The organism is Sphingomonas faeni, from assembly GCF_040407495.1.
GTDB lineage: Bacteria > Pseudomonadota > Alphaproteobacteria > Sphingomonadales > Sphingomonadaceae > Sphingomonas > Sphingomonas faeni_D.
The window spans coordinates 578,076-604,800 of the sequence record NZ_JAPZPP010000003.1; the positions used below are offsets into that span (position 1 = coordinate 578,076).

24 protein-coding genes are annotated in these 26,725 nt (G+C 64.5%); 9 read left to right on the plus strand and 15 right to left on the minus strand.

The window, feature by feature from the left end:
• Positions 1-4: 4 nt before the first annotated feature.
• Positions 5-706: an AcvB/VirJ family lysyl-phosphatidylglycerol hydrolase gene (locus O6W96_RS12660; RefSeq protein WP_353469875.1), complete on the minus strand. Its 702-nt coding sequence runs from the start codon at positions 704-706 to the stop codon at positions 5-7.
• A 119-nt stretch (positions 707-825) separates the two neighbouring features.
• A complete protein-coding gene (locus O6W96_RS12665) occupies positions 826-1,119 on the minus strand; it encodes a chorismate mutase (protein WP_353469876.1) in 294 nt (97 codons plus the stop codon).
• 139 nt (positions 1,120-1,258) lie between these two features.
• On the opposite strand from O6W96_RS12665, the gene O6W96_RS12670 reads away from it, so the two are divergent.
• The gene (locus tag O6W96_RS12670; RefSeq protein ID WP_353469877.1) at positions 1,259-2,287 is read left to right on the plus strand and encodes a polyprenyl synthetase family protein; all 1,029 of its coding nucleotides are present in this window, start codon (positions 1,259-1,261) and stop codon (positions 2,285-2,287) included.
• Positions 2,288-2,291: 4 nt separating this feature from the next.
• Here the strand turns inward: O6W96_RS12670 and O6W96_RS12675 are convergent, their stop codons facing one another.
• The 4 genes from O6W96_RS12675 to O6W96_RS12690 form a co-directional block, all read right to left on the minus strand.
• Positions 2,292-3,809, minus strand: a complete 1,518-nt coding sequence (locus O6W96_RS12675) for a lipopolysaccharide biosynthesis protein (RefSeq protein WP_353469878.1) — start codon at positions 3,807-3,809, stop codon at positions 2,292-2,294.
• A gap of 133 nt (positions 3,810-3,942) precedes the next feature.
• The gene (polA, locus tag O6W96_RS12680) at positions 3,943-6,717 is read right to left on the minus strand and encodes a DNA polymerase I (RefSeq protein ID WP_353469879.1); all 2,775 of its coding nucleotides are present in this window, start codon (positions 6,715-6,717) and stop codon (positions 3,943-3,945) included.
• A gap of 402 nt (positions 6,718-7,119) precedes the next feature.
• Positions 7,120-8,076 carry an isopenicillin N synthase family dioxygenase gene (locus O6W96_RS12685; RefSeq protein WP_353469880.1) on the minus strand — a complete coding sequence of 319 codons (957 nt, stop codon included), beginning with the start codon at positions 8,074-8,076 and terminating at the stop codon, positions 7,120-7,122.
• Positions 8,077-8,295: 219 nt separating this feature from the next.
• Positions 8,296-8,793, minus strand: coding sequence for a hypothetical protein (locus tag O6W96_RS12690; RefSeq protein WP_353469881.1), 498 nt, complete (start codon positions 8,791-8,793; stop codon positions 8,296-8,298).
• 128 nt (positions 8,794-8,921) lie between these two features.
• Here O6W96_RS12690 and O6W96_RS12695 point away from each other — a divergent pair, with 128 nt between their 5' ends.
• Positions 8,922-10,181 carry a multidrug effflux MFS transporter gene (locus O6W96_RS12695; RefSeq protein ID WP_353469882.1) on the plus strand — a complete coding sequence of 420 codons (1,260 nt, stop codon included), beginning with the start codon at positions 8,922-8,924 and terminating at the stop codon, positions 10,179-10,181.
• A 79-nt stretch (positions 10,182-10,260) separates the two neighbouring features.
• On the plus strand, positions 10,261-10,605 hold the full coding sequence (locus O6W96_RS12700; protein ID WP_353469883.1) for a DNA primase: 345 nt from the start codon (positions 10,261-10,263) through the stop codon (positions 10,603-10,605).
• A 36-nt stretch (positions 10,606-10,641) separates the two neighbouring features.
• Here the strand turns inward: O6W96_RS12700 and O6W96_RS12705 are convergent, their stop codons facing one another.
• A complete protein-coding gene (locus O6W96_RS12705; protein ID WP_353469884.1) occupies positions 10,642-10,851 on the minus strand; it encodes a hypothetical protein in 210 nt (69 codons plus the stop codon).
• Between the two features lie 295 nt (positions 10,852-11,146).
• Between O6W96_RS12705 and O6W96_RS12710 the strand changes: the two genes are divergently transcribed.
• From O6W96_RS12710 to O6W96_RS12725, 4 genes are all read left to right on the plus strand, one after another.
• Positions 11,147-11,812, plus strand: a complete 666-nt coding sequence (locus O6W96_RS12710) for an opacity protein (protein WP_353469885.1) — start codon at positions 11,147-11,149, stop codon at positions 11,810-11,812.
• 412 nt (positions 11,813-12,224) lie between these two features.
• On the plus strand, positions 12,225-13,007 hold the full coding sequence (locus tag O6W96_RS12715) for a thermonuclease family protein (protein WP_353469886.1): 783 nt from the start codon (positions 12,225-12,227) through the stop codon (positions 13,005-13,007).
• 37 nt (positions 13,008-13,044) lie between these two features.
• Positions 13,045-13,218: a hypothetical protein gene (locus tag O6W96_RS12720; RefSeq protein WP_353469887.1), complete on the plus strand. Its 174-nt coding sequence runs from the start codon at positions 13,045-13,047 to the stop codon at positions 13,216-13,218.
• The gene (locus O6W96_RS12725; RefSeq protein WP_353469888.1) at positions 13,208-13,492 is read left to right on the plus strand and encodes a type II toxin-antitoxin system RelE/ParE family toxin; all 285 of its coding nucleotides are present in this window, start codon (positions 13,208-13,210) and stop codon (positions 13,490-13,492) included. Before O6W96_RS12720 ends, O6W96_RS12725 begins: the two co-directional genes overlap by 11 nt.
• A gap of 22 nt (positions 13,493-13,514) precedes the next feature.
• Here O6W96_RS12725 and O6W96_RS12730 read toward each other — a convergent pair whose 3' ends face one another.
• The 4 genes from O6W96_RS12730 to O6W96_RS12745 form a co-directional block, all read right to left on the minus strand.
• Complete coding sequence (locus tag O6W96_RS12730) at positions 13,515-13,790, minus strand: DUF2442 domain-containing protein (protein WP_353469889.1); 276 nt, start codon at positions 13,788-13,790, stop codon at positions 13,515-13,517.
• A gap of 606 nt (positions 13,791-14,396) precedes the next feature.
• Positions 14,397-14,963 carry a hypothetical protein gene (locus O6W96_RS12735; protein WP_353469890.1) on the minus strand — a complete coding sequence of 189 codons (567 nt, stop codon included), beginning with the start codon at positions 14,961-14,963 and terminating at the stop codon, positions 14,397-14,399.
• 219 nt (positions 14,964-15,182) lie between these two features.
• Positions 15,183-16,235, minus strand: a complete 1,053-nt coding sequence (locus O6W96_RS12740) for a ribonucleotide-diphosphate reductase subunit beta (protein ID WP_056484648.1) — start codon at positions 16,233-16,235, stop codon at positions 15,183-15,185.
• Positions 16,236-16,297: 62 nt separating this feature from the next.
• Complete coding sequence (locus tag O6W96_RS12745; protein WP_353469891.1) at positions 16,298-16,480, minus strand: hypothetical protein; 183 nt, start codon at positions 16,478-16,480, stop codon at positions 16,298-16,300.
• A gap of 77 nt (positions 16,481-16,557) precedes the next feature.
• Between O6W96_RS12745 and O6W96_RS12750 the strand changes: the two genes are divergently transcribed.
• Entirely contained in the window at positions 16,558-16,818 is a 261-nt protein-coding gene (locus tag O6W96_RS12750) for a DUF2171 domain-containing protein (protein WP_353469892.1), read from the plus strand.
• Between the two features lie 139 nt (positions 16,819-16,957).
• Here O6W96_RS12750 and O6W96_RS12755 read toward each other — a convergent pair whose 3' ends face one another.
• The 4 genes from O6W96_RS12755 to O6W96_RS12770 all read right to left on the minus strand — a co-directional run bounded on the left by O6W96_RS12755 (position 16,958) and on the right by O6W96_RS12770 (position 25,269).
• Positions 16,958-18,844, minus strand: a complete 1,887-nt coding sequence (locus O6W96_RS12755) for a ribonucleoside-diphosphate reductase subunit alpha (RefSeq protein ID WP_435372215.1) — start codon at positions 18,842-18,844, stop codon at positions 16,958-16,960.
• 679 nt (positions 18,845-19,523) lie between these two features.
• Entirely contained in the window at positions 19,524-21,629 is a 2,106-nt protein-coding gene (locus O6W96_RS12760) for a PAS domain-containing protein (protein ID WP_353469894.1), read from the minus strand.
• Positions 21,630-21,734: 105 nt separating this feature from the next.
• Entirely contained in the window at positions 21,735-22,460 is a 726-nt protein-coding gene (locus O6W96_RS12765; RefSeq protein WP_353469895.1) for a haloacid dehalogenase type II, read from the minus strand.
• Positions 22,461-22,614: 154 nt separating this feature from the next.
• On the minus strand, positions 22,615-25,269 hold the full coding sequence (locus tag O6W96_RS12770) for an EAL domain-containing protein (RefSeq protein WP_353469896.1): 2,655 nt from the start codon (positions 25,267-25,269) through the stop codon (positions 22,615-22,617).
• 254 nt (positions 25,270-25,523) lie between these two features.
• Here O6W96_RS12770 and O6W96_RS12775 point away from each other — a divergent pair, with 254 nt between their 5' ends.
• Positions 25,524-26,663 (plus strand): Gfo/Idh/MocA family protein, encoded by a 1,140-nt coding sequence (locus O6W96_RS12775; RefSeq protein ID WP_353469897.1) that lies wholly within the window; start codon positions 25,524-25,526, stop codon positions 26,661-26,663.
• Positions 26,664-26,725 lie beyond the last annotated feature (62 nt).

Below are 26,725 nucleotides of genomic sequence, written 5' to 3' on the forward strand. Positions count from 1 at the left end.
AACCTCAATCCGCGAAAACGAACCGCGCCAACACTCCGTAGAGTGCATTGGCGTCGCGGTGAAGCGGGTGTCCGCCCGGTAGTGCGACGCGGCGCGCATTGGGCTGCGTCAGCAACGGGCACAGGCTGCCGACTTCCTCCACGCCCTGCACGCACAGCAACGGTGCCCAGGTCAGCTGCCGCGCGGTCGGCCTCGCATCGACGGTCGGGGTAAAGAGATCGAACACCTCGCTCGGCGACGCGCGGAACTGAACGGTGTCCTCGGGCACGATCAGCGCGACCTTGGCGATCTTGGCGCGCAGTTCGGGGGCGAGATCGACCAGACCGACGTGCAGCATGTCCGCACCGAACGACTGGCCGATCAGCACCACCCGGTCGGTATGGCCCAACCGCAGCGCGCTCTGTTCGGCGCGGGCGATCAGCGTCGTGATGTCCGCCGGCGTGCGCGTCGTGCGCAGATAGGTCAGCGTGTTGACCGCGACCACCGGCACGCCGTCCGCCGCCAGCCGCTGCGCGATCTGCGGCGCCAGGCCGATCTTGTAGCCAAGGTCGCCGGTCAGCAGCACCGCGGCGAACGGCCGGCGCGGCCCGGTCGGGTAGACATCGGTGAACAGCGCCCCGCCGAAATAGCCGAGCCATCCCATGAACCCGGTCGCGGCAACGGCAAACGCGGCCAGCGCCAGCAGGGATCGGTGGAACCACGTCATTCGCAACCGATTGCACCGGAGCAAGTGATCGGCACGTGGAGCACGAATGACGTTTTCGTCATGCACTTCAACGACATCGTCGCGATCTCCTCCCTGGTGGAAGATCGTAAACCTAGGCCTCACACCTCTTCGGGATCGTGCGCCAACCGCTCGTGGTGACGGATCACCTCGTCGATGATGAAGCGCAGAAATTTTTCGGAAAACTCAGGATCGAGCTGCGCTTCCGCCGCCAGATGGCGCAATCGGGCGATCTGGCGCTCCTCGCGGCCAGGATCCGCGGCAGGCAGGCCGTGCGTCGCCTTGTGCCGTCCCACCGCCTGCGTGACCTTGAAGCGCTCGGCGAGCATGTGGATCAGTGCCGCATCGATATTGTCGATGCTCTGGCGGTATCCGGTCAACAGGTCGTCAGCCACCTAAACACCCTTTCGTTGGTTCGGCGCGCCTTTTGCGGCGATGTGGCGGGATCGGCAAGGCGTTGCGGGGCAGACCAAGGTGGGCCGACGCCCGGCAAGGGTTGCTTTGCAGGGGCATAGGCGTCAGAGGCTCGGGGAGATGAGCGCTACCGTCCACCGCCTCGAAACCGTACGTGCCAATCCCGAGTCTCAGCCGTCGCTGGACCCGATGGTCAAACTCGTGACCGGCGACATGGATCAGGTCAATGCGGTGATCCGCGGCCGGATGCAGTCCGAGATTCCGTTGATCCCCGAACTCGCCGGTCACCTGATCGCGGGTGGGGGCAAGCGGATGCGGCCGATGCTGACGCTCGCAAGCGCGCAACTGATCGGCTATTCCGGCACGCAGCATCACCTGCTCGCCGCCGCGGTCGAGTTCATCCACACCGCGACGCTGCTTCACGACGACGTCGTCGACGGCTCGGACCTGCGCCGGGGAAAACGCACCGCCAACATCATCTGGGGCAACCCCGCCAGCGTGCTGGTCGGCGATTTCCTGTTCAGCCGCAGTTTCGAGCTGATGGTCGAGGCGGGCAGCCTCAAGGCGCTGAAGATTCTGTCCTCGACCAGTGCGGTGATCGCCGAGGGCGAGGTCAACCAGCTTACTGCCGCACGCCGCGTCGATCTCGGCGAGGAGCGCTATCTCGACATCATCGGCGCGAAGACCGCCGCGCTGTTCGCCGCTGCCTGCCGGATTTCGGCTGTGGTCGCCGAGCGTCCCGAAGCCGAGGAGGCCGCGCTCGATGCGTATGGCCGCAACCTCGGCATCGCGTTCCAGCTGGTCGACGACGCGATCGACTATGTCTCGGACGCGGACACGATGGGCAAGGATGCCGGCGACGACTTCCGCGAAGGGAAAATGACGCTTCCGGTGATCCTCGCCTACGCCCGCGGATCGGCCGAGGATCGTGCGTTCTGGAAGGACGCGGTCGAAGGTCGCCGTGACAGCGATGCCGACCTGCAACATGCGATCCGCCTGATCCGATCGACCCGCGCGATCGACGACACCTTCGCCAGAGCCCGTCACTACGGCCAGCGTGCAATCGACTCGATCGGAGGCTTCCCGAATGGCGAAGCCAAGGACGCGATGATCGAAGCCGTCGAGTTCGCGGTCGCCCGCGCATACTGACGGACTAGAGGGTCGCTGATCCAGTCTGTGGCAGCTTAGGCTCGGCAGCGTCCGGTTTCTTGGCGAACAGGGCGCGGTCGGCGGGGCCGAACGCGTATTTCCACAGGATATAGAGGTAAGTCGCGGCGATCGCGGGTTCGCCGATCGCCAGTTCGACCCATTCGTAGCGCTTGGGAAGCGCGGTGAAGCCTGCCCCCACCACGATCGCGGCCAGCGCGGCCCAGATCAGCGGCCAGCGCCAGGGCGAGACGCTGGCGCCGAGCAGATGGCCGAGCAGCTTGGACTTGATGATCGACGTGATGCCTACCGACAGCATCAGCGCGATCGCCGGGCCTGCTGCCTGATAGTTGATCGGGTAACCCAGCGCGCGGATCGTGAAGATCAAAGCGAAGCTGAGGCCGACCTGGAACGCGAGCATCGCCGCCGAGATCATCAGATTGCGGTGGCGGGCGATGTAGACGAGCGCGGATTCGCTGACCGCGCCGGTCGAGGCGAGCACTTCGGCGGTGAGCAGGAACGCGAGCGCGGCGGTGCCGGCGACGAACTGCGGGCCGACCACACCCATCACCGCTTCGCCAGGGATCGAGCCCATCAGCGCGAGCCCGCCTTGCGCGGCCATAATCCAGAACGCGACCTGTCGGACCTGGTTCGCGATCGCTGCGCGGTCGTTGATCGCGAGGCTGTGGGTGATGACGGGGCCGAGGATCGGGTCGAAGCTGGTCTTCAGTTTTTGCGGCAAGCTCGCGACCTGCTGCGCCATGTAATAGATGCCGACCACCTTGGGCTCGAACATCACGCCGAGGATGAAGCGGTCGACGTTGCGGCTGCCCCATTCGAGGATGTCCGCGCCGGCGAGCGGCACGTTGGCGCGGGCGAGCGTGTAGAGCGGGCGGAGCTGCGGTTTCCAACCGCGCGGCACGCCGTAGCTGCGCAGGAACGGCACGAGGCTGGCGATCAGCGCTGCCGTCATCGATGCGACGTAGCTGAGGACTAGGCCGTCACGTATCGTGAAATAGGAGAACGCCCAGGCGGCGATCGAGATCGTCCACGGCTCGACCACCGCGCGCGCAGTCACCGCTGCCTTGACGTTGAGGCGGTAGGCGAGCGCGGCGAGGCTGACGTCGGACCAAGCGATCGCGACGATGATCAGCGGCAGGAACCGGTCGAGCCCGGTGATCGCGCTGTTCGGATACATGATCTGCGGGAAGGTGCAGAGCACCGCGCTGGCGATGAGGGAGGCGACGAACGCCACCGCCATCGCGTCCCACACGACGTTGGCGTGCGGGCGGTCGGCGCTGCTGAGCGCTTGCGCGAGACCGCGTTTCAGGCCGAGCGTGGCGAGCAGCGCGGCGAGTTCGACGACCACGACTGCGATCGCGAAGCGGCCGACGAGGTCCGGGCCGTAGATACGGCCGGCGATGAACAGGAACGGGATCCGCGCGGCGAGGCGGAGGACGAAGCCGGCGATGTTGGTCCGACCGCCCTTGGCGAGCGTGTCGATATCCTGCGTGGCTTCGGTCACTCTTCCCCCCTCCCTGGAAGGGAGGGGTAGGGGGTGGGTTGGCCCGTGAGGTTTGGTTGCGCCTGCCTCGAGCCGACCCACCCCCGGCCCCTCCCTTCCAGGGAGGGGGGAAGGTTTTCCGGCATCGGCTGGCTCAATGCGCCGCTCCCCAGCTAAGGCCGGTGCCTATCTCGATACCGAGGGGGACGTCGAGCGTCACCGCGGGTTGCGCGGCGTTCGCCATGACCTGCTCGATCACGGGCTTGGCCGCGGCGACGTCACCTTCCGGCAGTTCGAACACGAGTTCGTCGTGGACCTGGAGGAGCATGCGGACGTTCGGCAGCTCCGCTTCGAGCAACGCCGGCCCCATCCGCACCATCGCGCGCTTGATGATGTCGGCGCTCGTCCCCTGGATCGGCGCGTTGATCGCGGCGCGTTCGGCGCCCTGGCGTTCGTGCTGGATCTTCGAGCGGATGCGCGGGAAGTGCGTTTTGCGCCCGAATAGCGTGGTGGTGAAGCCGCTCGCGCGAACGCTCTCGGTCGTCTCGACGATGTAATTAGAGATGCCGGGGAAGCGGTCGAAATAGCGGTCGATCATCGCTTGCGCCTCGTCCGCCGACACGTCGAGCCGACCCGCCAGACCCCAGCGTGAGATGCCGTAGAGGATCGCGAAGTTGATCGTCTTCGCGCGGCCGCGGGTGTCGCGGTTGACCTCGCCGAACAGTTCCTGTGCCGTCAGCGAGTGGATGTCGTCGCCGTTCGCGAACGCGGCCTTCAGCGCGGGGACGTTGGCCATGTGCGCGGCCAGCCGCAGCTCGATCTGCGAGTAATCGGCGGCGAGGATGACGTTGCCGGGTTCCGCAACGAACGCGTCGCGGATCTGGCGACCGATCTCGGTGCGGATCGGGATGTTCTGCAGGTTGGGATCGGTCGACGACAGCCGGCCGGTCTGCGCGCCGGTCAGCGAATAGGACGTGTGGACGCGGCCCGTCGCCGGGTTGATCTGCGCCTGCAACGCGTCGGTGTAGGTCGATTTCAGCTTCGACAACTGGCGCCAGTCGAGCACCTTCCGCGCGATCACTGCGCCGGGTGAATCCTTGTCCGCGGCGATCCGTTCGAGTTCGTTGACGTCGGTCGAATAGACGCCGGACTTGCCCTTGCGGCCGCCCTTGATGCCCATCTTCTCGAACAGCACGTCGCCCAGTTGTTTGGGGCTGCCGATCGTGAACGGCGCGCCGGCGAGCGCGTGGATTTCGGTTTCCAGGCTCGCCATCTGGCCGGCGAACTCGGTCGAGAGCTTCGACAGTTTGGCGGCGTCGACCTTGATCCCGTGCATTTCCATCTGCGCGATGACGGGGACGAGCGGACGGTCGACCATCTCGTAGACGCGGGTCGAACCTTCCGCGGGCAGGCGGCGCTTGAACCGGCGCCAGAGGCGGAGCGTCACGTCGGCATCCTCGGCGGCGTAGCGCGTGGCGGCCTTCAGGTCGATTTCGTTGAAGGTCCGCTGCGTCTTGCCGGTGCCGACGACGTCCTTGAACGCGATGCAGCTGTGCGAGAGATGCGTGGCCGCGAGTTCGTCCATGCCGTGGCCGTGGAGGCCGGCGTCGAGATCGAAGCTCATCACGATCGTGTCGTCGAACGGCGCGATCTGTACGCCGCCGGTCGACGCATAGGCGCGGCCGAGGACGATCATGTCGTATTTGAGGTTGTGGCCGATCTTGAGGACGCTCGGGTCCTCCAGCAACGGCTTCAGTTTCTCTAGCACGAGCGCGCGATCGAGCTGGACCGGGTTCTCCGCGAGCAAATCCGTTCCGCCATGTGCGATAGGTACGTAGCAGGCGAGGTTCGGATGCAGCGCCATGCTAACCCCGACGAGGTCCGCGCGCGTGGCGTCTATGCCGGTCGTCTCGGTGTCGATCGCGATCCAGCCCTGGTGCTTGGCCACAGTGATCCAGCGATCGAGTGCGGCTTCGTCGACGACGGTTTCATAGTCGTCGTGCTTGCAGGGCTCGTCCTCGTCGAACTCGGCCGTGCTCGCCGGTTCCGCGACGGGGGCTTCGGCGACCGCGGAAAGCTTCGCGATCAGCGACTTGAAGCCGTGATGTTCGAGGAACGCGCGAAGGGGGGCGTCGGGGATGCCCTTGAGTTCGAGATCTTCGAGCGGTTCGGGCAGCGCGACGTCGCATTTGAGCGTGACGAGGACCTTCGACAGGCGTGCCATCTCGGCATGCTCGATCAGGTTGTCGCGCAGCTTGCCCTTCTTCATGCCGTCGGCGGCGGCGAGCACGGATTCGAGATCGCCGTGTTCGAGGATCAGTTTTGCCGCAGTCTTCGGGCCGACGCCGGGCACGCCGGGGACGTTGTCGACGCTGTCGCCCATCAGCGCGAGCACGTCGCCGAGCTGCGCGGGCGAGACGCCGTGGAATTTCTCCGCGACATGCTCCGCGCCGAGCCGGCGGTTGTTCATCGTGTCGTACATGTCGAGCCCGGGCTCGATCAGCTGCATCAGGTCCTTGTCGGACGACACGATCGTGACTTCCCAGCCTTGGGCCAGCGCGGCTTTAGAATAGCAGGCGATGATGTCGTCGGCTTCTAGGCCTTCGGTCTCGATGCACGGCAGCGAGAAGGCACGCGTGGCGTCGCGGATCATCGGGAACTGGGGGACGAGGTCCTCGGGCGGGGGCGGACGCTGCGCCTTGTACTTGTCGTAGAGATCGTTGCGGAAGGTCTTCGACGATTTGTCGAGGATGACCGCCATGTGGGTCGGGCCGTCGGCGGCGTGGACCTCGTCTGCTAGCTTCCACAGCATCGTCGTGTAGCCGTACACCGCGCCGACCGGCTCGCCATGCTTGTTGGTGAGCGGCGGCAGCCGGTGATAGGCGCGGAAGATATAGCCGGAGCCGTCGACGAGATAGAGATGGGGCATCGCGCGCGGTCTAGCGGATGCGCGCGCCTGCACCAATGGGCGAAGCGTGGTTGTTGGGTATCAGGTGGGGAGAAAAGCGGTGGGGTGTTTTGCTCCGCTTTAACCGATCAGAATAGGCTCCACCCCGGCGGAGGCCGGGGCCCAATTGGAAAGGTGGTCGTAACGGCGCGCTGCGCTTCGTTATCACCCTCCTTCAATTGGGCCCCGGCCTTCGCCGGGGTGGAGGTGTGGTGGTAGCGGAGGTTTGGGGCGTGCCCGTCATCTCGATCCTCCCCCGCCAGGGGGAGGTGGCGCCGCAGGTGACGGAGGGGAGGGTACGGAACAGCGGTTACCCTGTCCTCCCCCTCCGTCTGGCAAGTGCCAGCCACCTCCCCCTGGCGGGGGAGGATTGATAGAGCCGGCCTACTTCTTGATGAGCCCGATCTCGACCAGTCTCTCGTACAGGTAATCATGCGCTGTAATCGGGTTCGGATAGCGGTTCGCGTTGTCCGGCGTGATCGTGCCCGGCAGCGTCTCGATCAGGAAGTCCGGCGCCGGATGCAGGAAGAACGGCATCGAGTAGCGCGAGTGGCCGCGGCGCTCGGGGGGCGGGTTGACGACGCGGTGCGTGGTCGAGGGCAGCACGTTGTTGGTCAGCCGCTGGAGCATGTCGCCGACGTTGACGACCATCGCGCCCTCGGGCGGCTTGATCGACAGCCAGCGATCGTTGGCACGATCGAGCAGTTCGAGCCCGGCTTCCTCGGCGCCGAGCAGCAGCGTGATAAGGTTGATGTCCTCATGCGCGCCGGCGCGGACGCCCTCGGCGTCGGCGGGGATTGGCGGATAATGCAGCAGGCGGAGGATGCTGTTGCCGTCCTTCACCGCCGGATCGAACCAGTCGGGCTTGAGCTTCAGGTGGCGCGCGATCGCGGACAGGAGCTTGTCGCCGGCGCGGTCGAACGCGGCGAACAGTTCGAGAAAGACCGGCTTGAAGCCCTCGGGTCGGGTCGGCCAGACGTTCGGCGCCATCGTGTTCGCATAGCGATGACCCTCGGGGAGTTCGCGGCCGACGTGCCAGAATTCCTTGAGGTCGACGACCTTGGCGTCCTTGGCGATCTCGGTCTTGAACGGCGTGTAGCCGCGCGCGCCGCCGCCGCCGGGGATGTGATAGCCGCGCTTCTCGTCCTCGGGCAGGTCGAACAAGAGTTTAGTTTCGGCCCAGGCGCGCTCAATCAGGTCGGCGGGGATGCCGTGATCGGCGACGATCGCAAAGCCGTAGCGCTCGAACGATTCGCCGAACGCGGCGGCGAAACCGTCGGGGTCGGTGTCCTGCATGGCGAGGCTGAGCGTCGGGACCTGGGCGGCGGGCGTATCGAGCATGGGGTGCGTGTCCGGTTTGGGGGATGCCCGACATAGGCGATCGGGGGTGGCGTGCCAAATGCCTGGATTGGGGTGGGGCGAGATTTCAATCCTCCCCCGCCAGAGGGAGGTGGCACCGAAGGTGACGGAGGGGAGGACACGGAACTTACGTGTTCGCTTACCGCCCCCTCCGTCTGGCAAGCGCCAGCCACCTCCCCCTGGCGGGGGAGGAATGCAGATTCAGCCGCTGATGACGATCGTGCCGGTCGCCTTGTCCTTGCCGTCGGGCGCGAGTTCGAGGCGGAAGGGTTTGTTCTCGTCGGTTGTGCCGATCAGATTCGGGCCTTCCGCGTGCACTTGGTAGCCGACCTTGCCGAGCCGCTGTGCGAACCAGTCGCGGACGATCGTCGGGGTGGCGGGGCTGGCGAACGCTACGCGCAACCCGCCGGCCTTGTCGTCGCCGACGATGTTGAGCGTCTTGATCGACGATCCCGGATACAGCCGCACGCCGTTGAGATCGAAATTGCCGGTGTCGATCTTGATCTTCGGCAGCTTCACCGAGCCCTGGAAGCCGGGCACGTCGATCTTCATTTCGCCGGTCTCGCCGTTGATCGCGCCGAGGACGTTCCCGCCATCGGCGTTGATCGAGACCGACGCGCCCTCGTTCGAGCGATCGCAGGCGGACAGAGCGAGCAAGCTGGTAAGGCCTACAACAGCGGTAAAGAGCGTACGGATCATGACTGTCTCCGAAGTGTGTTGTTCTGACAATACAGATAGGGGGCGTCGACCTATCGCGCAATCATCTCCGAACTGCGCCGGTTAGCGGGTTCCGCAAGACCGGCCGAGCGGGTAAAGGCGCACGCATCATGCAGACCCAGGATCCACAATCCGACGCGCCAGCGATGCGCGGCGCGCCGATCGGTTTCGTCGAGTTCGTCGCGCTCGTCGCCTCGTTGATGTCGCTGACCGCGCTCGGTATCGACTCGATGCTGCCAGCGCTGCCGGCGATCGGCGACTCGCTCGGCGTCGCGACCGAGAACGGGCGGCAGTTCGTCGTCACCGCGTTCGTGATCGGCTTCGGCGTGGCGCAGCTCGTCCACGGGCCGCTTGCGGATCGGTTCGGGCGGCGGACGGTGCTGCTGTGGTCGCTCGTCTTGTACATCATCGCCAACGTTGCCTGCGCGACCGCGGGCAGCTTCACGCTGCTGCTGGCGGCTCGGGCGTTCGGCGGGGCGGTGATCGCGGCCGCCCGTGTGGCGACGATCGCGCTGGTCCGTGACTGCTATCACGGGCGGGCGATGGCGCGGGTGATGTCGATCGCGTTCATGGTGTTCATGATCGTCCCGATATTGGCGCCGACGTTCGGCTGGACGGTGCTCCAGTTCGGCGATTGGCGCGCGATCTTCTGGACGGTCGCGGTGCTGACACTGGGGGTGCTGATCTGGTTCTATCTGCGGATGCCGGAGACGCTGGCGCCCGAGAACGTCCTGCCGATCACGCCGGGGCGCATCTTCAGCGATTGGCGCCAGACGCTGAGCGATCGCAATTCGCTCGGCTACACGCTCGCCTCGACCGCGTTGATGGGCGCGCTGTACGGCTATCTCAACTCGATTCAGCAGATCATGGCGGACGTGTTCCACAAGCCGACGTTGCTCGCGCTGATCTTTGCGACGACGTCGGTGACGATGGCGGCGTGCAATCTGCTCAACTCGCGGATCGTGATGCGGCTGGGGACGCGGTTGATCAGCCACGGGGCGCTGTCGGTGCTGATCCTGGTGTCGCTCGTCCACCTGTTCGCGATTCAGATCGGGTTCGAGACGTTGGTCAGCTTCGCGGTGTTCCAGGCGCTGACGCTCGGCTGTTTCGGGCTGGCGACGTCGAACTTCTCGGCGATGGCGATGGAGAATATGGGGCGGATCGCGGGTACCGCGTCGAGCGTGCAGGGGTTCCTGAGCGTCACCGTCGGCGCGGTGTTCGGTGCGCTGATCGGGCAGGCGTTCAACGGCACGACGGTGCCGCTGGTCGGTGGGTTCCTGCTGGCGGGACTCGCCGCGCTCGTCTCGATCCTTGTCACCGAACGCGGGCGCTTGTTCCGCCCTGCGTCGACCGCGCCCGTCCGCGCTTGAAGGAACCACCGGCCACGTCCACCGTTCGCATCCGGTAGGCCTGCATCGTGCGGGCGTCCTGGAACGAGGGAGTGTGACCATGGGCGGACATCAGGTGCCGAGTGCCGGTTCGGGCGACGACGGCTATGACGAAGAGGGCTATGACGAGAGCCAGCGCGCCGAGATCCTAGAGGCAACGCGCAACGGGCCGAGCGACGGCGTCATCCTGACCGATCTCGATCCCGATCTGGGCGAAGACGACACCGACGACGAGTCGATCGACGAGACCAAGATGGACTCCGAAGACGTCGGCGAGAGCGATGCCTCGGTGACGATGGACGAAGACGACATGGACGAGGACGACGTCCAGGACGAACTCGACGACGACACGATCGATGACGACGAAGACCTGAAGGATGCCGACGATGTCGCGCTGAAGCCCTGAACGATCCGCGACGCGCCTGTAGCGGGCGCGTCGCCCTCAGCCTGCGGCGTTGGCAAGTATCGCGAGATCCTCCATGTTGAACGTGGCGCCGACAGCGTCGGTCGATTGTTCCACCGTATTGCCCGAAGTCGCGTTCGTCGCGGCTGGTTCCGGTGCATCGTTGGCCACGTCATAGGCCGTCCACACGATCCCCGCCGACCAGAAGAGCGCCGCCCAGCGGCTTCGGAACAGGCGTGAAAACCCCATCCATGCTGCATTGCACACCGGTGGTCACCAGTCGGTAAACAGACGGCGTTAACACGCGGCTTTCTGCTTTTTGCCGCTTTTCCGCTGTATTCCTGCCTAGTACGCCCCAACGCGGCCACGGTTCGTTCATCCAAATGACAGGAACCGTTGCTGTAACGCAACACAGCGGAACAGTTCCCTGAATGTGACGTTTTTTGTGCAACCATGTGCCCGCCGGCCTGTTTCGACATGCCTGGACCAACCGACGCACCGTGCAGTCGGGGATCCACGCAACACTCGAGATAAGGTCACACGCATGCGTAAGCTTTCCCTGGCAATCGCCCTCGCCGCCGCAACGGTCGCAGTTCCCGCCTTCGCGCAGGACATGTCGGCACCGGCCCCCGTCGACAACAGCGCGCAGCCCGGCGAGGCAGCAGCACCGGACGGCTCGAAGGCATTCGGCATCGAGCCGTACTTCGGCGTCATGGGCGGCTGGGAGCAGTTCGATAACGAGCGCGGCCACAACATCCCGCAGGCGCTGAACGCTGACAACACGATCCGTCGCGGGTACAAGCCATCGGGCTCGCTGGTCCAGGGCGTCGTAGGCGTGAACGTACCGCTCGGCCCGGTCTTCGTCGGTGTCGAAGGCAACGCGATCAAGGGCATCGATGGCAACATCGATTGGGAATACGGCGCAGCAGGCCGCTTCGGCTTCCGCGCTGGCGACAGCGGCATCTTCTACGGCAAGGTCGGCTACCAGTGGGTCAATTTCGACCATTTCTCGGGCCGCTCGACCAACGGTGGCGACACCGGTCGTGACTACGGCGCGATCACCTACGGCATCGGCGCAGAAGTCGGTCCGCAGAGCATCGGCCTGAAGGGCATCACCGGCAACGCAGGCTTCCGCATCCGCGCCGAGGTCAACACCTTCGGCGACGCGCAGAGCTTCCGTCCGATGCTCGGCATCATCACGCACTTCTAAGCCTTTGCCTCGCAAGAGGTTCAAGCTGGACGCGTAACGGGGGCGGGGAGTGGCTAGGGCCATTTCCCGCCCTTCGTGTGTCTGGCCCGCTTGGGCGTCGGTGCGCGAGCTATCGCATGCGTAGGCGCTCGCCCGGCGATCGCAGGCGTGGGCGTATTGGCGCCGGATTGGATACGTTCTGAACTGCGTCGAACCGGGCATGTCGGGCTAGCGTAGAAAAGCGGAGTATCGGGCGTTTCACACGGCGCGGAGATTGCCGCTGCCGATTTTCGTCGCAGACGTCGCTTGGGCGATGTTCACGATGCGTTCGCCTCGTTTCTGACTCCGCTCGGCGCAAGTCGACTCGCCGAGCAGGTGACATCCTCGCGCGCGCGCGTACGCGCGACGGACGATGGAGTATGTGTTTGATTTCATGCGGTTGCTGAGTGGCGATCGTGCCGGTGCCACGCGCCGAGGTGGGGCGGGCCGCAGTGCCGCGCCGGGGGTGCTGCTGCAGCTCCGCCTGGTGTTTTACGGCGTGCTGCTCGGGCTGATGATGCCGGTGATCCGCCAGATCGACTGGTCGGCGCTGCTGCCGCCCGGATTGAAGATCGAATGGCCGACCGGGTTCGGCATCGCCTGGCCCGCCGGGCATCTGCGCGTGCCGGGTGGCTGGGGTTGGGGGGCGGACGCTGCGAAGGCGGAGGCGTCGGCCGCTGCGGCCGCAGCCGCCGGTGCGGCGACGAAGGCCGGTGCCGCCGCCACCGCCACCGGCGCGCTCGCCACCGCGGCGGGGGTCGCCAGTGCGGCGTCGACCGTTGCGGCGGCGGCGTCCGCGCTGTCGGGGGGAAAGGCGGTCTCCGCGCGCTTCACGATCTGCGGCCACGCCAAGCGGATCGACTGCATGGTCGACGGCGACACGTTCTGGATGGCGGGCACCAAGATCCGCATCGCCGACATCGATACGCCGGAGACCCACCCGCCGCGCTGCGCCCGCGAAGCGCGGCTGGGGCAGGCGGCGACGCTGAAGATGCAGTCGCTGCTCAACGCCGGCCCCTTCACGCTGACCCCGATCAAGCGCGACGTCGACCGCTATGGGCGGAAGCTGCGCATCGTCGAGCGCGACGGGGAGTCGCTGGGCGCGGTCCTAGTCCGCCACGGACTCGCGCGCCACTATGGCGGCGGCAAGCGCTCGCCTTGGTGTGGATGGGGCTAGGCTTACCGGACAGCCGATGTTGCGCTATGATCGATCCATGGCCACGCACGTCGATGAGTTCGAAAAGCTGGAAGCCGGTCACGGTACGGTCGACCATGGCTATGAAAGTTGGAAACGCGCGAAGATCGAGCGCGGCCTGAGGCAGGCGCAGGATCGGTCGTCGATGATCCCGGTCGAACAGGTGCTACGCGACCTGACGATTGACGGTTAACTTCACGCCCCAAGCGCGCGATGACCTTGGCGCAATTCGCGACTGGATCGCTGAAAATGACGCCAGAGCCGCGGAACGAGTGGTTGTCCGCATCGTGCAGACGGCGATGATGTTCGGGCAATTCCCGCTTCTAGGTCGTGCTGGGCAGGTCAGCGGAACGCGGGAGTTCTCGGTCGTCGGACTACCATATCTGATCGTCTATTCTCTTGCCGCCGATAGTGACATCGATGTGCTGACTGTAGTGCTTAAGCGTCGACGGTATCCTGCCGATTGAAAAAAAACAGGGTCTTTAGGGGTCAGGCGGCGGAGAATGCCTGTTCGTCCGTCAGACCTAGACGGAGATGGAGACTGTCAGCCGACAATTCGAACCCGTTGGGCCAGGCGAGCGCGCCGCCTTCGATAAAGGCGCGGGCGAAATAGGCCGGGTTGGAAAGAGGACGCGTCATGACTGTGTCGCGTGCGATGAGATCGGCGGCCGAACAGAGCGCCGCAGCGCCATCCGAAAACACGAGCTGTAGGGCGTCGTCACCTTCTACGGTTACGCGGACGAGTTTAATCATCGAGGTCTGCACCGGCGATCATCTCCAGCGGCAACTGGTCTACGCCGCGCTTCCAGTTTGCCATGAGTTCTGGTGTGTGGTCGAGAGCCCTTAGCTGCACGATCCCGTTGGCGGATTCCCTTGGCTCGGTATGGCGAAATTGGTCCAACATCCATTGCGGCATAAGAGGGAACGGCTTTGATCCGCAACGCAATGGATCCCGAAACAGATCCGGGTGACGGAGTGTCGGGAATATGGATCAATCAACGACGAAAACAGCGTGTAGGTATCCGGACTAATCCAGATCCCTACACGCTGCGTTTGGCGACTTTGCGCCTGACTAATCAGCGTCCGGCGCTTAGCTCTTCTGGTTCTGCGACAGGACAGACGCCGCTAGAATACGAGCTTGTGCGGGAGTCGCCTTCGCGCCACCCAACACTTTACCAGCGATCGAAGACGGGCCTTTGCCGCTATCGCGGGGCGGGCCTTTGCCGCCTGAATTGGTAGCCATAAATATCCGTATCCCAAAATTGACGATTTCGTCACGACTGGATATGTATGGCCCCGGCATGACGGCCGGGGCCTGCCGGTTTAACCGGCTAGTTTCTTAATATTGCCTTCACGCTAGCACCTACCTTCCTAGTCGTTGGTCTGGAGCTTAAAATCCGGTGCGGGGGAGGTACGAACTCCCCCGTCCGGGCCATCTGGGTCGGCCGAAACCGGCCCATTCTCGTTCGGGGATTGGTCCCCTGAAATTCTTGCGGCACGTCGGCCAAGGTCGGTCAGTTTGAACCGACCTTCTCCGATAGTCTCGACCAGCCCTCCGCCCTTATAGAGCGACATTTGCGAGCGTAGCGTGTCACGGTTCGCATCATGACCTACCGTGTCCACAGCTTCTGCCAGCGTATCGTAGTCAAAACCGTCGTCGTCATCGACCAGTTGCATGATCTGCTGCCAGTGCCCGGTGAGGCTGCGCTGGCGACGACGCACTGGGATGACTACCTGAGCCGACTTTTCCGAGTCATCTGGCAGCCGTTGTTCGGCATCAAGGAGTTCCTTAGCCTCCATCAAGCCGTGAATGCGGGCGCTCATAAGATCGGCCTCATGACCAATTTCTTCGACCTTGCGCGCATACATACGCTTTGTGTCAAGCAGTTGCCCGACGCGGGTGCGATATGCGGCGATGGTCTCATCAAAGGAGGACATAGATGGATTATATGCGAACCTACGGCATCCGTCTACAATAAACCGCACGCGTTGTGATTAACGGCCACGGTTTGTTCCGTTCGCTTTATGTTCTCAATATCCGTGACGCATAAAGGATTCTTTATATCTCCCTCCCTCTGCGAACCGGCATCGGCCTGCCAATGCCGGCTCGCAGTAACGGAGGCTAACTTGACGCTAACCTCTTCATGAAACGCAAACTTACTCCGCTGCAACCGAATCGCTGAACATATCCCGAACCTCACTCAGGTCCACATTAGCGATCGGGCCCTTCTTCGCGGTCTGGCGCTTGTCGAACGAGTCCCAGACGTCGTTCCACTGGCCCTTGGTCGCGGCCTTCGAATATTCCGTCGCGCGCTGTTCGAAGAAGTTGGCGTGCTCGACGCCGTTGAGCATCGGCGCGAGCCAGGGCAGCGGGTGCTCGTCGATCATGTAGATCGGCTTCAGGCCGAGCTGAGTCATGCGCCAGTCGGCGATGAAGCGGATGTACTTCTTGATCTCCTTGGGGGTCATGCCGTTGACCGGGCCCATCTCGAAGGCGAGATCGATGAAATTGTCCTCGAGGCGGATCGTCGTCTGGCAGACGTCGGCGATGTCGTCCTTGACTGCCTTGGTCAGGCACTGGCGCTCCTGACAGAAGGTGTGGAACATCTTGATGATGCCCTCGCAGTGGAGGCTCTCGTCGCGGATCGACCAGGTGACGATCTGGCCCATGCCCTTCATCTTGTTGAAGCGCGGGAAGTTCATCAGCATCGCGAACGACGCGAACAGCTGGACGCCCTCGGTGAAGCCGCCGAACATGGCCAGCGTGCGCGCGATGTCCTCGTCGTTGTCGACGGTGAACTGCTGCATGTAGTCATGCTTTTCCTTCATCTCGGCATATTCGAGGAAGGCGCCGTACTCGCTCTCGGGCATGCCGATGGTGTCGAGCAGATGGCTGTAGGCGGCGATGTGGACCGTCTCCATGTTGCTGAACGAGGTCAGCATCATCTTGATCTCGGTCGGCTTGAACACGCGGCCGTATTTCTCGTGGTAGCAATCCTGCACCTCGACGTCGGCCTGCGTGAAGAAGCGGAAGATCTGCGTGAGCAGGTTGCGCTCGTGATCGCTGAGCTTCTGCGCCCAATCGCGGCAATCCTCGCCCAGGGGCACTTCCTCGGGGAGCCAGTGGAGCTGCTGCTGGCGCTTCCAGAACTCGAACGCCCAGGGGTATTCGAACGGCTTGTACTGCTTGGAGGCGTGAAGGAGGGACATGGGGTAAGCCTTTCGGGAGATTGGTTTTATATCGAGAAACTGGTGGGATCAGGAAGGGGGCATCATGTTTCCGTGCTCCACTGCCACATCGCGGCGGCGGACATCGCGAGGACGATCGCGGCCGAGGTGAGCATGATGCCGATCATGCGGAACGCGTAGGTCTGTTGCTCGGTAATGCTCGGGCTGCGCAACCGGAGCAGCATCGCGGTGCCGACGATTCCGAGCACGCCTGCGACCACGAACATGATAGCTGAACCATACGTCATGCGACCAACTCGCCCGGCGCGCGTTCAGCACCCGAACCCAACACAGGAGAACGACCATGGTCGATGCAACCAAGATCCAGGAACATGCCGAAGTCATCGGCGCGGACGGCGTCCATGTCGGTACCGTCGACAAGGTCGAAGGCAACCGCATCAAGCTGACCAAGAAGGACTCGGGGCCGCAGGTCGTCGAGGGCACGGGCAGCCATGAAGGGCATCATCACTTCATCTCGCTCGGGCTGGTTGCGGATATCGAGGACGGCAAGGTCCGCCTTTCCGCCAACGCCGACGTGGCGGTGACGTTCGAAGAAGAGGCCTGAACTCTTAGCGATGCGTGCATAACGCGCCGCCGAGTCTGCCCGAACCCCGGTCCGCTTCGCGCGGGCCGGGGTTTTTTGCGTCAGGCGCTCCCCGGTCCGCGTGTCACGGGCCGGGGTCACGCTTGAACGCCGAGAGGCCTTACTGGCAGGCAAGGCACTCATCGTAATCCTTCGACTCGACGTCGATCTGGCGCAGGTCGATGGTGTTGTCCGCCTCGACGCCGCCGGCGAAGCCTGCGCGCTGGACCGACTTCGAACGCAGGTAATAGAGCGACTTGATGCCGAGCTCCCATGCGCGGAAGTGGAGCATGAGGAGGTCCCACTTCTCGACGTCCGCCGGGATGAACAGGTTCAGCGACTGCGCCTGGTCGATATAGGGCGTGCGATCCGCGGCGAGTTCGAGCAGCCAGCGCTGGTCGATCTCGAACGACGTCTTGTAGCAGTCCTTTTCCTCGACCGAGAGGAAGTCGAGATGCTGGACCGAGCCGCCCTGTTCGAGGATCGAGTTCCACACCGCATCCGAGTTCTTCGACTTCTCGCTCAGCATCTTTTCGAGATACGGATTCTTGATCGAGAAGCTGCCCGACAGCGTCTTGTGCGTGTAGATGTTCGCGGGGATCGGCTCGATGCAGGCCGACGTGCCGCCGCAGATGATCGAGATCGAAGCCGTAGGCGCGATCGCCATCTTGCAGCTGAACCGCTCCATCGCGCCGACGTCGGCGGCATCGGGGCAGGGGCCGCGCTCGATCGCGAGCTGCATCGAGGCTTCGTTCGCCTGGCTGCTGATGTGCTTGAACATGCGCAGGTTCCACGACTTTGCCATCGCGCCCTCGAACGGGATGCCGCGTGCCTGGAGGAAGCTGTGGAAGCCCATCACGCCGAGCCCGACCGAGCGTTCGCGGCCCGCGGAGTAGGCGGCGCGTTCCATGCCGGGTTCGTGGCGGTCGATGTAATCCTGCAGCACGTTGTCGAGGAAGCGCATGACGTCCTCGATCAGGCCCTTCTCGTCCTTCCACTGATCCCATGTCTCGAGGTTCAGCGACGACAGGCAGCATACCGCGGTCCGCTCGTTGCCGAGGTGATCCTTGCCGGTCGGCAGCGTGATCTCCGAGCACAGGTTCGAGGTCGAGACCTTGAGGCCGAGCTCGCGGTGATGCTTGGGCATCGCCTTGTTCACGTGATCGGCGAACACGATGTACGGCTCGCCGGTCTGGAGGCGGGTCTCGACGAGCTTCTGGAACAGCGAGCGCGCGTCGACGGTGGCGCGGATCGCCTGGTCCTTCGGCGAGCGGAGGTGCCATTCCTCACCGTTGCGCACGGCTTCCATGAAGGCGTCGGTGATCAGCACGCCGTGGTGGAGGTTCAGCGCCTTGCGGTTGAAATCGCCCGAGGGTTTGCGGATTTCGAGGAATTCCTCGATCTCGGGGTGCGAGACGTCGAGATAGACTGCGGCCGACCCGCGACGCAGCGAGCCCTGGCTGATCGCGAGCGTCAGTGAATCCATGACGCGGACGAACGGGATGATGCCGCTGGTCTTGCCATTGAGGCCGACCGGCTCGCCGATGCCGCGGACGTTGCCCCAATAGGTGCCGATGCCGCCGCCGCGCGAGGCGAGCCAGACATTCTCGTTCCAGGTGTCGACGATGCCGCCGAGGCTGTCGGGGACCGAGTTGAGGTAGCACGAGATCGGCAGGCCGCGACCGGTGCCGCCGTTCGAGAGAACGGGGGTGGCGGGCATGAACCAGAGCTTCGAGATCGCGTCGTACAGCCGCTGCGCATGGCCGGCGTCGTCGGCGTACGCAGAAGCGACGCGGACGAACAGGTCCTGGTAGCTTTCACCCGGGAGCAGGTAGCGATCCTTCAGCGTGTCCTTACCGAATTCGGTCAGCAGCGCGTCGCGGCTGTGATCGACCTCGACCGGGTAGATCTGCGCGCGCACGGAATGGCTGTCCTGCGCCTGGCGCGGGGCCTTGGGGGCCTCGGCTTCAGGCGCTGCGATGGTCTGTTCGATCGTGTCTGTGGTCATGTCGCTATCCCGGCTGCTGTCTCTGAAATTCATCGAAACCGCTCCTAGTGTTCTGTATTCGTTCGAATCGGCGTCATGTCGCCATGCTACCATCGGACGGCCCCTAACGGGAGAACAAAAAGTGACCATCGCGGCGGTGGAAGGCGCGCTTACGGTCATATCGCATATGGCTATGCGAGGGTTGTTCTACCAGCGATTGGGTCCGCCCCCGAACGCAACCCCAAGAGATTGTGCCAAAGCGCGAAGAGACGCAAGGGGGTGCGGGGGTGGTCGGGGGCTCGGTTCGTCGCGTTCGGGTGCGGGTTGGCCGAGCGACATATTCGCGACGCGTGGACTTCTGCGGGGTTCGTGAAGCGCAAGGGGGCGAAGCGGGAACGAAAAATTATTTAAGGGCAGAAGGTGGCAAATGTTGCTTCGGTTGGGGGAGCGCGCGCGGGCGCTAGATATGGGGTGATCATGATGACCTTCCCCCTGGCGGGGGAGGATCGGAAGACCGAGCCGCGGTTAATTCGAGCAAGCCTTGAGAGCACCACCCCGGCGGAGGCCGGGGCCCAATTGGGAGACGTCGCCAACTGAGCGGTGCGCGTCGTTACTGCGACCTTTCCAACTTCCCCGGCCTTCGCCGGGGTGGTGGTGATCGGCGGGAATGGCGGCGATTGGTTGGCGCGTCCTGTCCACCTTACCCCTCGATCATCGTCCGGATCTGCGTGGCCAAGGCTTCCATCGCGAACGGCTTGGTGATCATCGACATCCCCGGTTCCAGGAAGCCCGACGCGAGCGCCGCATTCTCCGCATAGCCCGTCATGAACAGCACGCGCAGATCGGGACGCAGCGCGCGGCCGGCGTCGGCGACCTGGCGACCGTTCAAGCCGGGCAGGCCGATGTCGGTGACGAGCAGATCGACGCGCTGCATACTCCGCAGGCGTTCGAGCCCGGCAGGGCCGTCATGCGCCTCGACCGCCTGATAGCCGAGCTCGCCCAGCACCTCGACGATCAACGACCGGACCACCACGTCGTCCTCCACCACGAGCACGATCTCGCCGGCATCGGTCGCGTGCGCCGAAGTCAGCCCGGGCAGCGCCTCGTCCTGTTCTGCTTCGCCGTAATGGCGTGGCAAATACAGCTTGATCGTCGTGCCCTGGCCGAGCTCGCTATAGATCCTCGCATAGCCCTCGGACTGGCGCGCGAAGCCGTAGATCATCGACAAGCCGAGGCCGGTACCCTGACCGATCGGCTTGGTGGTAAAGAACGGCTCGAACGCCTTCGCTATGGTGTCGGCGGACATGCCGGTGCCGGTGTCGGACACGCTGATGCAGACATAATGTCCGGGCCGCACGTCGCGCTGGCTGGCGGCGAAATGGTCGTCGAGATGCGCGTTGCAGGTTTCGATAATCAGCCTGCCGCCATCGGGCATCGCGTCGCGCGCGTTGATGACCAGATTGAGCAGCGAGTTCTCGAGTTGGTTGGGATCGCATAGCGTCGTCCACAGGCCGGCACCGAGCACCATCTCGAACTCTATCTGTTCGCCCGTCGTGCGGCGCAGCAGGTCCTCAAGCGAAGCGACCAGCGGGTTGGCTTTCACCGGGCGCGGATCGAGCGGCTGGCGACGCGAGAAGGCGAGTAAGCGGTGGGTGAGCGAGGCCGCGCGGTTGGCGGCTGCGGTGGCGCCATGTATGAAGCGATCGAGTTCGCCGATCCGTCCTTGTGCGACGCGCCGCTGGACGATCTCCAGGCTACCGGTGATACCCTGGAGCAGGTTGTTGAAATCGTGCGCGATGCCGCCGGTCAATTGACCGACAGCCTCCATCTTTTGAGCCTGCCGCAACGCTTCCTGGGCCTCGACCAGCTCGCGCGTGCGATCGAGGACGCGCTGTTCAAGATCGGCGTTGAGCGATTGCAGGTCGCGTTCGAGATGCTTGCGATCGGTGACGTCGGCACCCTCGACGAAGATGCCTACAATGGCGCCGGTCGCATCGCGGATCGGCTGATAGACGAAATCGACATAACGATTGTCGATCGGACCGCCGGGCTCGGCCTGGACTGCGTACAGCATGCCGCTTGCCGTGAAGGGTTCGCCGCTCGTGAACACGGTATCGAGGAGGCCGAGAAACCCCTGTTCGACCGCGTCGGGCAGTGCTTGGGCAACCGTGCGGCCGAGCACCTCACGGTGGCCGATGAGCTTGTCATAACCGGGGTTTGTAAGTTCGAACCGGTGCTCCGGCCCACGCAACATCGCCATGAAGGTCGGCGCCTGTGCGAACATCTGTCCCATCCGCTCGCGTTCGTCACGGAGCGCACGTTCGGTCTGGACACGCTCGGTGCTTTCGTAGGTCGAGCAGAACATGCCCGCGATCTCGCCGCTTTCGTCGCGGACGGGGGAATAAGAGAAGGTGAACCAGGCGTGCTCGTCATAGCCCTTGCGGTCGGTGACGAGCGGGAGGTTCTCAAAGAACGAGGCTTCGCCCGCCAGCGCCTTGTCGACCAGGGGACTGATATCGCCCCAGACATCCGCCCACACGTCGGCGAACCGTCGGCCGAGCGCCTGCGGGTGCTTGTCGTGCATGATGCGGGCATAGTGGTCGTTGTAGAGGAAGCCGAGTTCGGGGCCCCAGGCGAGGCACATCGCGAATTCCGAGGCGAGCATCAGCGACACGATCGAGCGGAGCGATTGTGGCCAGTGCTCGATCGGCCCCAGTGACGACGACGACCAGTCATACGTGCGGATCATCGCGGCCATATCGCCGCCGCCTGTCAGGAAATCGGCCTCGGCCGTCTGTGTGGTCATCTTAAATTCCTGCCGGGTCGCACGCCGGGCCGAATCTTACTCCGGTGAGCGTTCGATACGGGGACGCGTCGCGCGTTTCCACCGGTTCGCGGGCAGGTCGGCGGGTCATCGGCACAGTTCGTCGGCCAATCGCGTCAGGCTGTCGACGCTATGGTTCCAATCCTGCGCGGCATCCGCGTCGGGTGCGGGGCGGCCGCCATATTCCAACGGACGGTCGACATAGGCGGTCTGCAAGCCGGCGGCGCGTGCCGCGGCGAGGTCGCTGTGGTGCGCGGCGACGAGGCAAAGTTCCGCCGGATCGATCGCCAGCATGCGCGCGGTGGCGAGGTAGGATTCGGGGAGCGGCTTGTAGACCCGGCTGACTTCCGCGCCGAGGATCGCGTCCCAGGGCAGGCCGGCGCGGCGTGCCATATCCAGCATCAGCGCGATGTTGCCGTTGCTGAGCGTGACGACCGGGTAGCGGGTCTTGAGGCGCGTGAGACCCTCGACCGAATCGGGCCACGGATCGAGACGGTGCCAAGCGTGGGTCAGGTCGGCGAGCGTGACCTCGTCCATTGCGGCGGGGTCGATGCCGTGGTGGCGGAGCAGGTCTTCGAGCGCTTCGCGGTGAAGCGTGTCGAGGATGACGAACGGCCGTCGGTCGCTGCGAACTTCCTCGAGCGCGGGCTGATAGCGTTTGCGCCAGCCGTCGGCGAAAGCGTGCGGGTCGATGTCGCTGCGGCCGAGGCTTGCGAGAACCGGGGCAGCATCGCGAGCTATGCCGGAACGCCAGTCTACCACGGTGCCGAACACGTCGAAGGCCAGGGCCTTGATGGGGGTGCGCTGGGGCATGAGGGAAAGACGGTGGTGGGAGCGGTTGGTTCCGAGCGGGAGCGGTCGGCGAGGATCCACGGCGTCATTTTGCCCGATGCTGGCCGCCAGCGTTACGAGTCCGACTCGACGGTGTCCGACCGAGTCCTTCACGGGAATCCGTCGTTGCCGATCGTTAGCCCATCCGCCGGATACGCGTGCCCTGACCGGGGTTCAGGCGCTCCAGATTGAACGCCTCGTCGAACTCGACGCCCGCCTTGCTGCCATGCGCCCAACGTATCCGGGCTGGAGTCATCTGGTTTTCGAGGATTTCGATCTGGATCTCGATACCATGGGGGTTGCTGTCGAACTTCAACCCTTCGAGCATCGCGCCCGAGGTCGAAATGTCGCGAATTCGGACGTCGCCGCGGACGCCGTCGAGCAGGATGCGCGCCGAGCGGAGCATCTTGTGGCGGCGCGCGCGGCTGACCTTGAAGCCGCTGGCGGTGGCGGCACCGTTCTCGACGTCGAGTTGCCGCAACGCCTCCTCCGCGCGGACCGGGCGGCCATAAACATAGCCCTGAATGTGGCTGCACCCGAGATCGCGCAACAGATCGATCTCGTCCTGCACTTCGACCCCCTCGGCCGTGGTCTCCATCCCGAGCGTGTCGGCAAGCGTCACGATCGCCTTGATGATCGCCGCGTTGCGATTGCCGGGTTCGGCGGCGCCCTTCACGAACGACTGGTCGATCTTGATCTTGTCGAACGGTGCGTTGCGTAAGTAACCGAGCGACGAATAGCCGGTGCCGAAATCGTCGAGCGCGAGCCGGACGCCGACCCCCTTGAGCGACTTGAACATCTGTTCGGACGAGCGCGTCTCGTCGAGGAACACGCCCTCGGTGATCTCGAGTTCGAGCCGGCCAGGGGCGATCCCCGACTGGGCCAGTGCACTGGTGACGAGCGCGGGCAGGACCGGGTTGGCGAACTGGATCGGCGAGACGTTGACGGCAACGCGGATCGTGTCGGGCCAGCGCGCCGCCTCGTGGCACGCGGTGCGCAGGACCCATTCGCCGATCGCTTCGATCAGCCCGCATTCCTCGGCGACCGGGATGAAGTCGGCGGGCGAGACCAGCCCTCGGGTGGGATGGTCCCAGCGGATCAGCGCTTCGTAACCGACGATCCGGACCGATTGGGTACTGACGACGGGCTGGTAGCAAAGATGGAAGGCGCCTTCCGATACAGCGATGCGCAGATCGTCCTCGAGCAGCTTGCGCGTCCGCGCACCCGCCAGCATCTCGTCCGCGAAGAACCGGTGGACGCCGCGGCCATCGCCCTTTGCGGCGTACAGCGCGAGATCGGCGTTGCGGACCAGCGTCTCGGAGTCTTCGCCGTCGTCGGGCGCGATCGCGATGCCAATCGAACAGCCGATCGTGACCGCGGTGCCGCTGATGAAATAGGGCTGCGACAACGAGGCGATCAAATCCCTCGCCAGATCGGCCAGCGTGTCGCGATTGTCGATACCGGGTAGCACGACCTTGAACTCGTCGCCGCCAAGTCGCCCGACCAGCCCGGTGTTGCCGACTCCGCGCTGCAGACGTTGCGCGACCTGTTGCAGCAGCGCGTCACCCGCCTGATGCCCCAGCGTGTCGTTGACCGCCTTGAACCGATCGAGATCCATCAGGAACAGCGAGGTCGCGCGGTAGGGGCCAGTGTTCTGCGCGAGCGTCTTCTCGAGCGATATTCGCATCCGCTGGCGGTTGGCGAGCCCGGTAAGGCCGTCGAACAGCGCCAGCCGCGTGATTTCCGCTTCCGACTTGCGCTGTTCGGTCAGATCGCTGCCCGAGCCGATGAAGCCCTGGAACCGACCGAGATCGTCGACCACCGGGCGGCCCGAGATCGACCACCAGCGATCGCTGCCCGACGCGGTGGCGCAGACCGAATAATCCGAGAACGACGTCCGCGACGAGATGTGGAAGGCGAGTGTGCGCTCGGTACCGGGCGTATCGCTGTCCATCTGCAACAGGTCGGTAAGCGGTTGGCCGATCGCGCTGCCGGAGGGCACGAGATCATGTGCGACCTTCGCCGAGAGATAGGTCACGCGGCCCTGGCGATCGGCTTCCCAGAACCAGCCCGCGCCGTGCTGCTCGAACTCCGCGATCATCTTGACCGCGACGTACCCTGCGTTCGAGGCCGCCGCACGATCAAGTTCGCGCGCATGATCGATCCGGGCGAGGCGCAGCGTGGCCGCGATAAGGCAGCCGAGGAACATTACGGCGATCACCACCGGGATGCCGGGCCCGGCGAGGATCGCCAGCGTCAACACCAGCCCGCCGCCGAAGCCGAGCGACGCGGCACGGACCGAGTGGAGGCTGACCGCAGTGATGCCGATCGTTCCCGCCACCGCGACCGCGTCGGTGAATCGGATCGGGCCATCGGGTGCCGACGTGATGACCCACAGGAGCGAGGTCAGCATCGCCGCCATCACCGCCGCGCATAGCGTGACGATCCGGTTGCGCTTGTACGGCGCCAGCGCGACCAACGCAGGCACGCGTAGCGTCGCGAAGATCGAGAGCGCGGCGACCAACAGAACCGTGGACTGGGCAGCGATCCCCAAAACGCTGGACTGCGCACCGTCTCCCCCGAATGCTGCCAAGGCGATCAGCAACGTACAGGCGATGACCTGGATCGTCAGCGTGAACGGCCATACCGCAGCAACTTGCGCGAGCTTGAGCACGAACAGATCGGTCACCTGATCGCGGTCGTCGTCGCTCAGTCCGAACAGCCCGCGCAGGGCGAGCCCGTGCGGCCGGCTTTGCGCGCGACGATCGGCGGTGGGAAGCGGCGCGTACATCGGGGTATCCTGCGGATTCGAGACGGCCGAGCGCTGGCGGTGGCGAAAGCCTCCTAGGGTTGGAGGACGAACGCCACCGGGTTACCCGGTCGTCCGATCGGTAAACCCAGAGTGGTTTTTTTAGCGTAAACAGAATGATCCGTATTCGAAGCGCGGTCCCGGATCATGCAAACGACGGCCTCGACGGCACTTTGTGGGGATAGCTATGCCACCTGTCGCGTTGAGGGCTCGATCCCTGATTACGAGGCATTTCCATGAACGTCGTTTCGAACGTCACCGCCGCCCTCGGGCTTGGCAAGAAGAAGGTCCGCTATGCGATCGTCGGACTCGGCGACATCTCGCAGGCATCGATGATGCCCGGCGTCACGCATACCGGCAATTCGGAGATCACCGCGCTGGTCACCGACGATGCGGAAAAGGCACGCGAACTGGGCGAGAAATACGGGGTCGATGCGACCTATCGCTATGACCAGTTCGACGAACTGCTCGCGTCGGGGCTGATCGACGCGGTCTATCTCGGGACGCCGAACTGGCGCCACGCCGAGTTCGCGATCCCTGCGCTCAAGGCTGGCATCCACGTGCTGTCGGAGAAGCCGCTGGAAATATCGGTCGAGAAGGCTGAAGCGATCCGCGATGCCGAGCGGGCGTCGTCGGCCAAGCTGATGACCGCGTACCGGCTGCATTTCGAGCCGTCGACGCTCGATGCGATCCAGCGCATTCGCTCTGGCGAACTGGGTGAGTTGATCGCATTCACCTCGTGCTTCACGCAAAAGGTCGATCCGGCCAACCACCGGGTCAGGAACGGCGTCATTGCCGGGCCGTTGTTCGACATGGCGCCATACCCGATCAACGCGACGCGCTATCTGTTCGGGGCGGAGCCGACCGAAGTGGTCTCGGCGATCGCTACGCGGCATCCCGATTTGGGGCTCGGCGATCTCGACGACACGTTCGCGGTGACGTTGCGGTTTCCCGGCGATCGGCTGGCGCAGTTCACGGTCTCCTATGCGGCGAACAACGTCGACAGCCTGACGATCTCGGGCACCAAGGGCAGCATCCACATGGACCCTGCCTACGGCTTCGGCGACGCGATGGAGCAGCGTGTCACCATCGGCGAGAAGAAGAGCCATGAGAGCTTCAAGCCGACCGACCAGTTCGGCGGCGAGATGCGCTATTTCTCGGACTGCATCCTCGAGAACCGCGATCCCGAGCCGGATGCGGAGGAGGGGCTTGCCGATCTGCGCGTGATCGAGGGCGTGCTGGAGGCGCTGAAGACGCGCGGGCCGGTGACGTTGCCGCCGTTCGTGCGCTCGCGGCGGATTTCGGGGGATCAGGAGCAGACGCTGTCGCCTATCAAGGAGCCCAGGCTCGTCAACGCCGCCAGCCCGACCGGCTGAGCGCCATGCTCGCCTTCCTCGATTTCGAAGCGTCGTCGCTGGGGAAGGCGAGCTATCCGATC

Coding starts and splice junctions, on each gene's coding strand:
- O6W96_RS12660 (WP_353469875.1), bottom strand. CDS start 706: ATGACGTGGTTCCACCGATCCCTGCTGGCGCTGGCCGCGTTTGCCGTT.
- O6W96_RS12670 (WP_353469877.1), top strand. CDS start 1,259: ATGAGCGCTACCGTCCACCGCCTCGAAACCGTACGTGCCAATCCCGAG.
- polA (WP_353469879.1), bottom strand. CDS start 6,717: ATGCCCCATCTCTATCTCGTCGACGGCTCCGGCTATATCTTCCGCGCC.
- O6W96_RS12685 (WP_353469880.1), bottom strand. CDS start 8,076: ATGCTCGATACGCCCGCCGCCCAGGTCCCGACGCTCAGCCTCGCCATG.
- O6W96_RS12690 (WP_353469881.1), bottom strand. CDS start 8,793: ATGATCCGTACGCTCTTTACCGCTGTTGTAGGCCTTACCAGCTTGCTC.
- O6W96_RS12695 (WP_353469882.1), top strand. CDS start 8,922: ATGCAGACCCAGGATCCACAATCCGACGCGCCAGCGATGCGCGGCGCG.
- O6W96_RS12700 (WP_353469883.1), top strand. CDS start 10,261: ATGGGCGGACATCAGGTGCCGAGTGCCGGTTCGGGCGACGACGGCTAT.
- O6W96_RS12705 (WP_353469884.1), bottom strand. CDS start 10,851: ATGGGGTTTTCACGCCTGTTCCGAAGCCGCTGGGCGGCGCTCTTCTGG.
- O6W96_RS12710 (WP_353469885.1), top strand. CDS start 11,147: ATGCGTAAGCTTTCCCTGGCAATCGCCCTCGCCGCCGCAACGGTCGCA.
- O6W96_RS12715 (WP_353469886.1), top strand. CDS start 12,225: ATGCGGTTGCTGAGTGGCGATCGTGCCGGTGCCACGCGCCGAGGTGGG.
- O6W96_RS12720 (WP_353469887.1), top strand. CDS start 13,045: ATGGCCACGCACGTCGATGAGTTCGAAAAGCTGGAAGCCGGTCACGGT.
- O6W96_RS12735 (WP_353469890.1), bottom strand. CDS start 14,963: ATGTCCTCCTTTGATGAGACCATCGCCGCATATCGCACCCGCGTCGGG.
- O6W96_RS12740 (WP_056484648.1), bottom strand. CDS start 16,235: ATGTCCCTCCTTCACGCCTCCAAGCAGTACAAGCCGTTCGAATACCCC.
- O6W96_RS12745 (WP_353469891.1), bottom strand. CDS start 16,480: ATGTTCGTGGTCGCAGGCGTGCTCGGAATCGTCGGCACCGCGATGCTG.
- O6W96_RS12750 (WP_353469892.1), top strand. CDS start 16,558: ATGGTCGATGCAACCAAGATCCAGGAACATGCCGAAGTCATCGGCGCG.
- O6W96_RS12755 (WP_435372215.1), bottom strand. CDS start 18,844: ATGACCACAGACACGATCGAACAGACCATCGCAGCGCCTGAAGCCGAG.
- O6W96_RS12760 (WP_353469894.1), bottom strand. CDS start 21,629: ATGACCACACAGACGGCCGAGGCCGATTTCCTGACAGGCGGCGGCGAT.
- O6W96_RS12765 (WP_353469895.1), bottom strand. CDS start 22,460: ATGCCCCAGCGCACCCCCATCAAGGCCCTGGCCTTCGACGTGTTCGGC.
- O6W96_RS12770 (WP_353469896.1), bottom strand. CDS start 25,269: ATGTACGCGCCGCTTCCCACCGCCGATCGTCGCGCGCAAAGCCGGCCG.
- O6W96_RS12775 (WP_353469897.1), top strand. CDS start 25,524: ATGAACGTCGTTTCGAACGTCACCGCCGCCCTCGGGCTTGGCAAGAAG.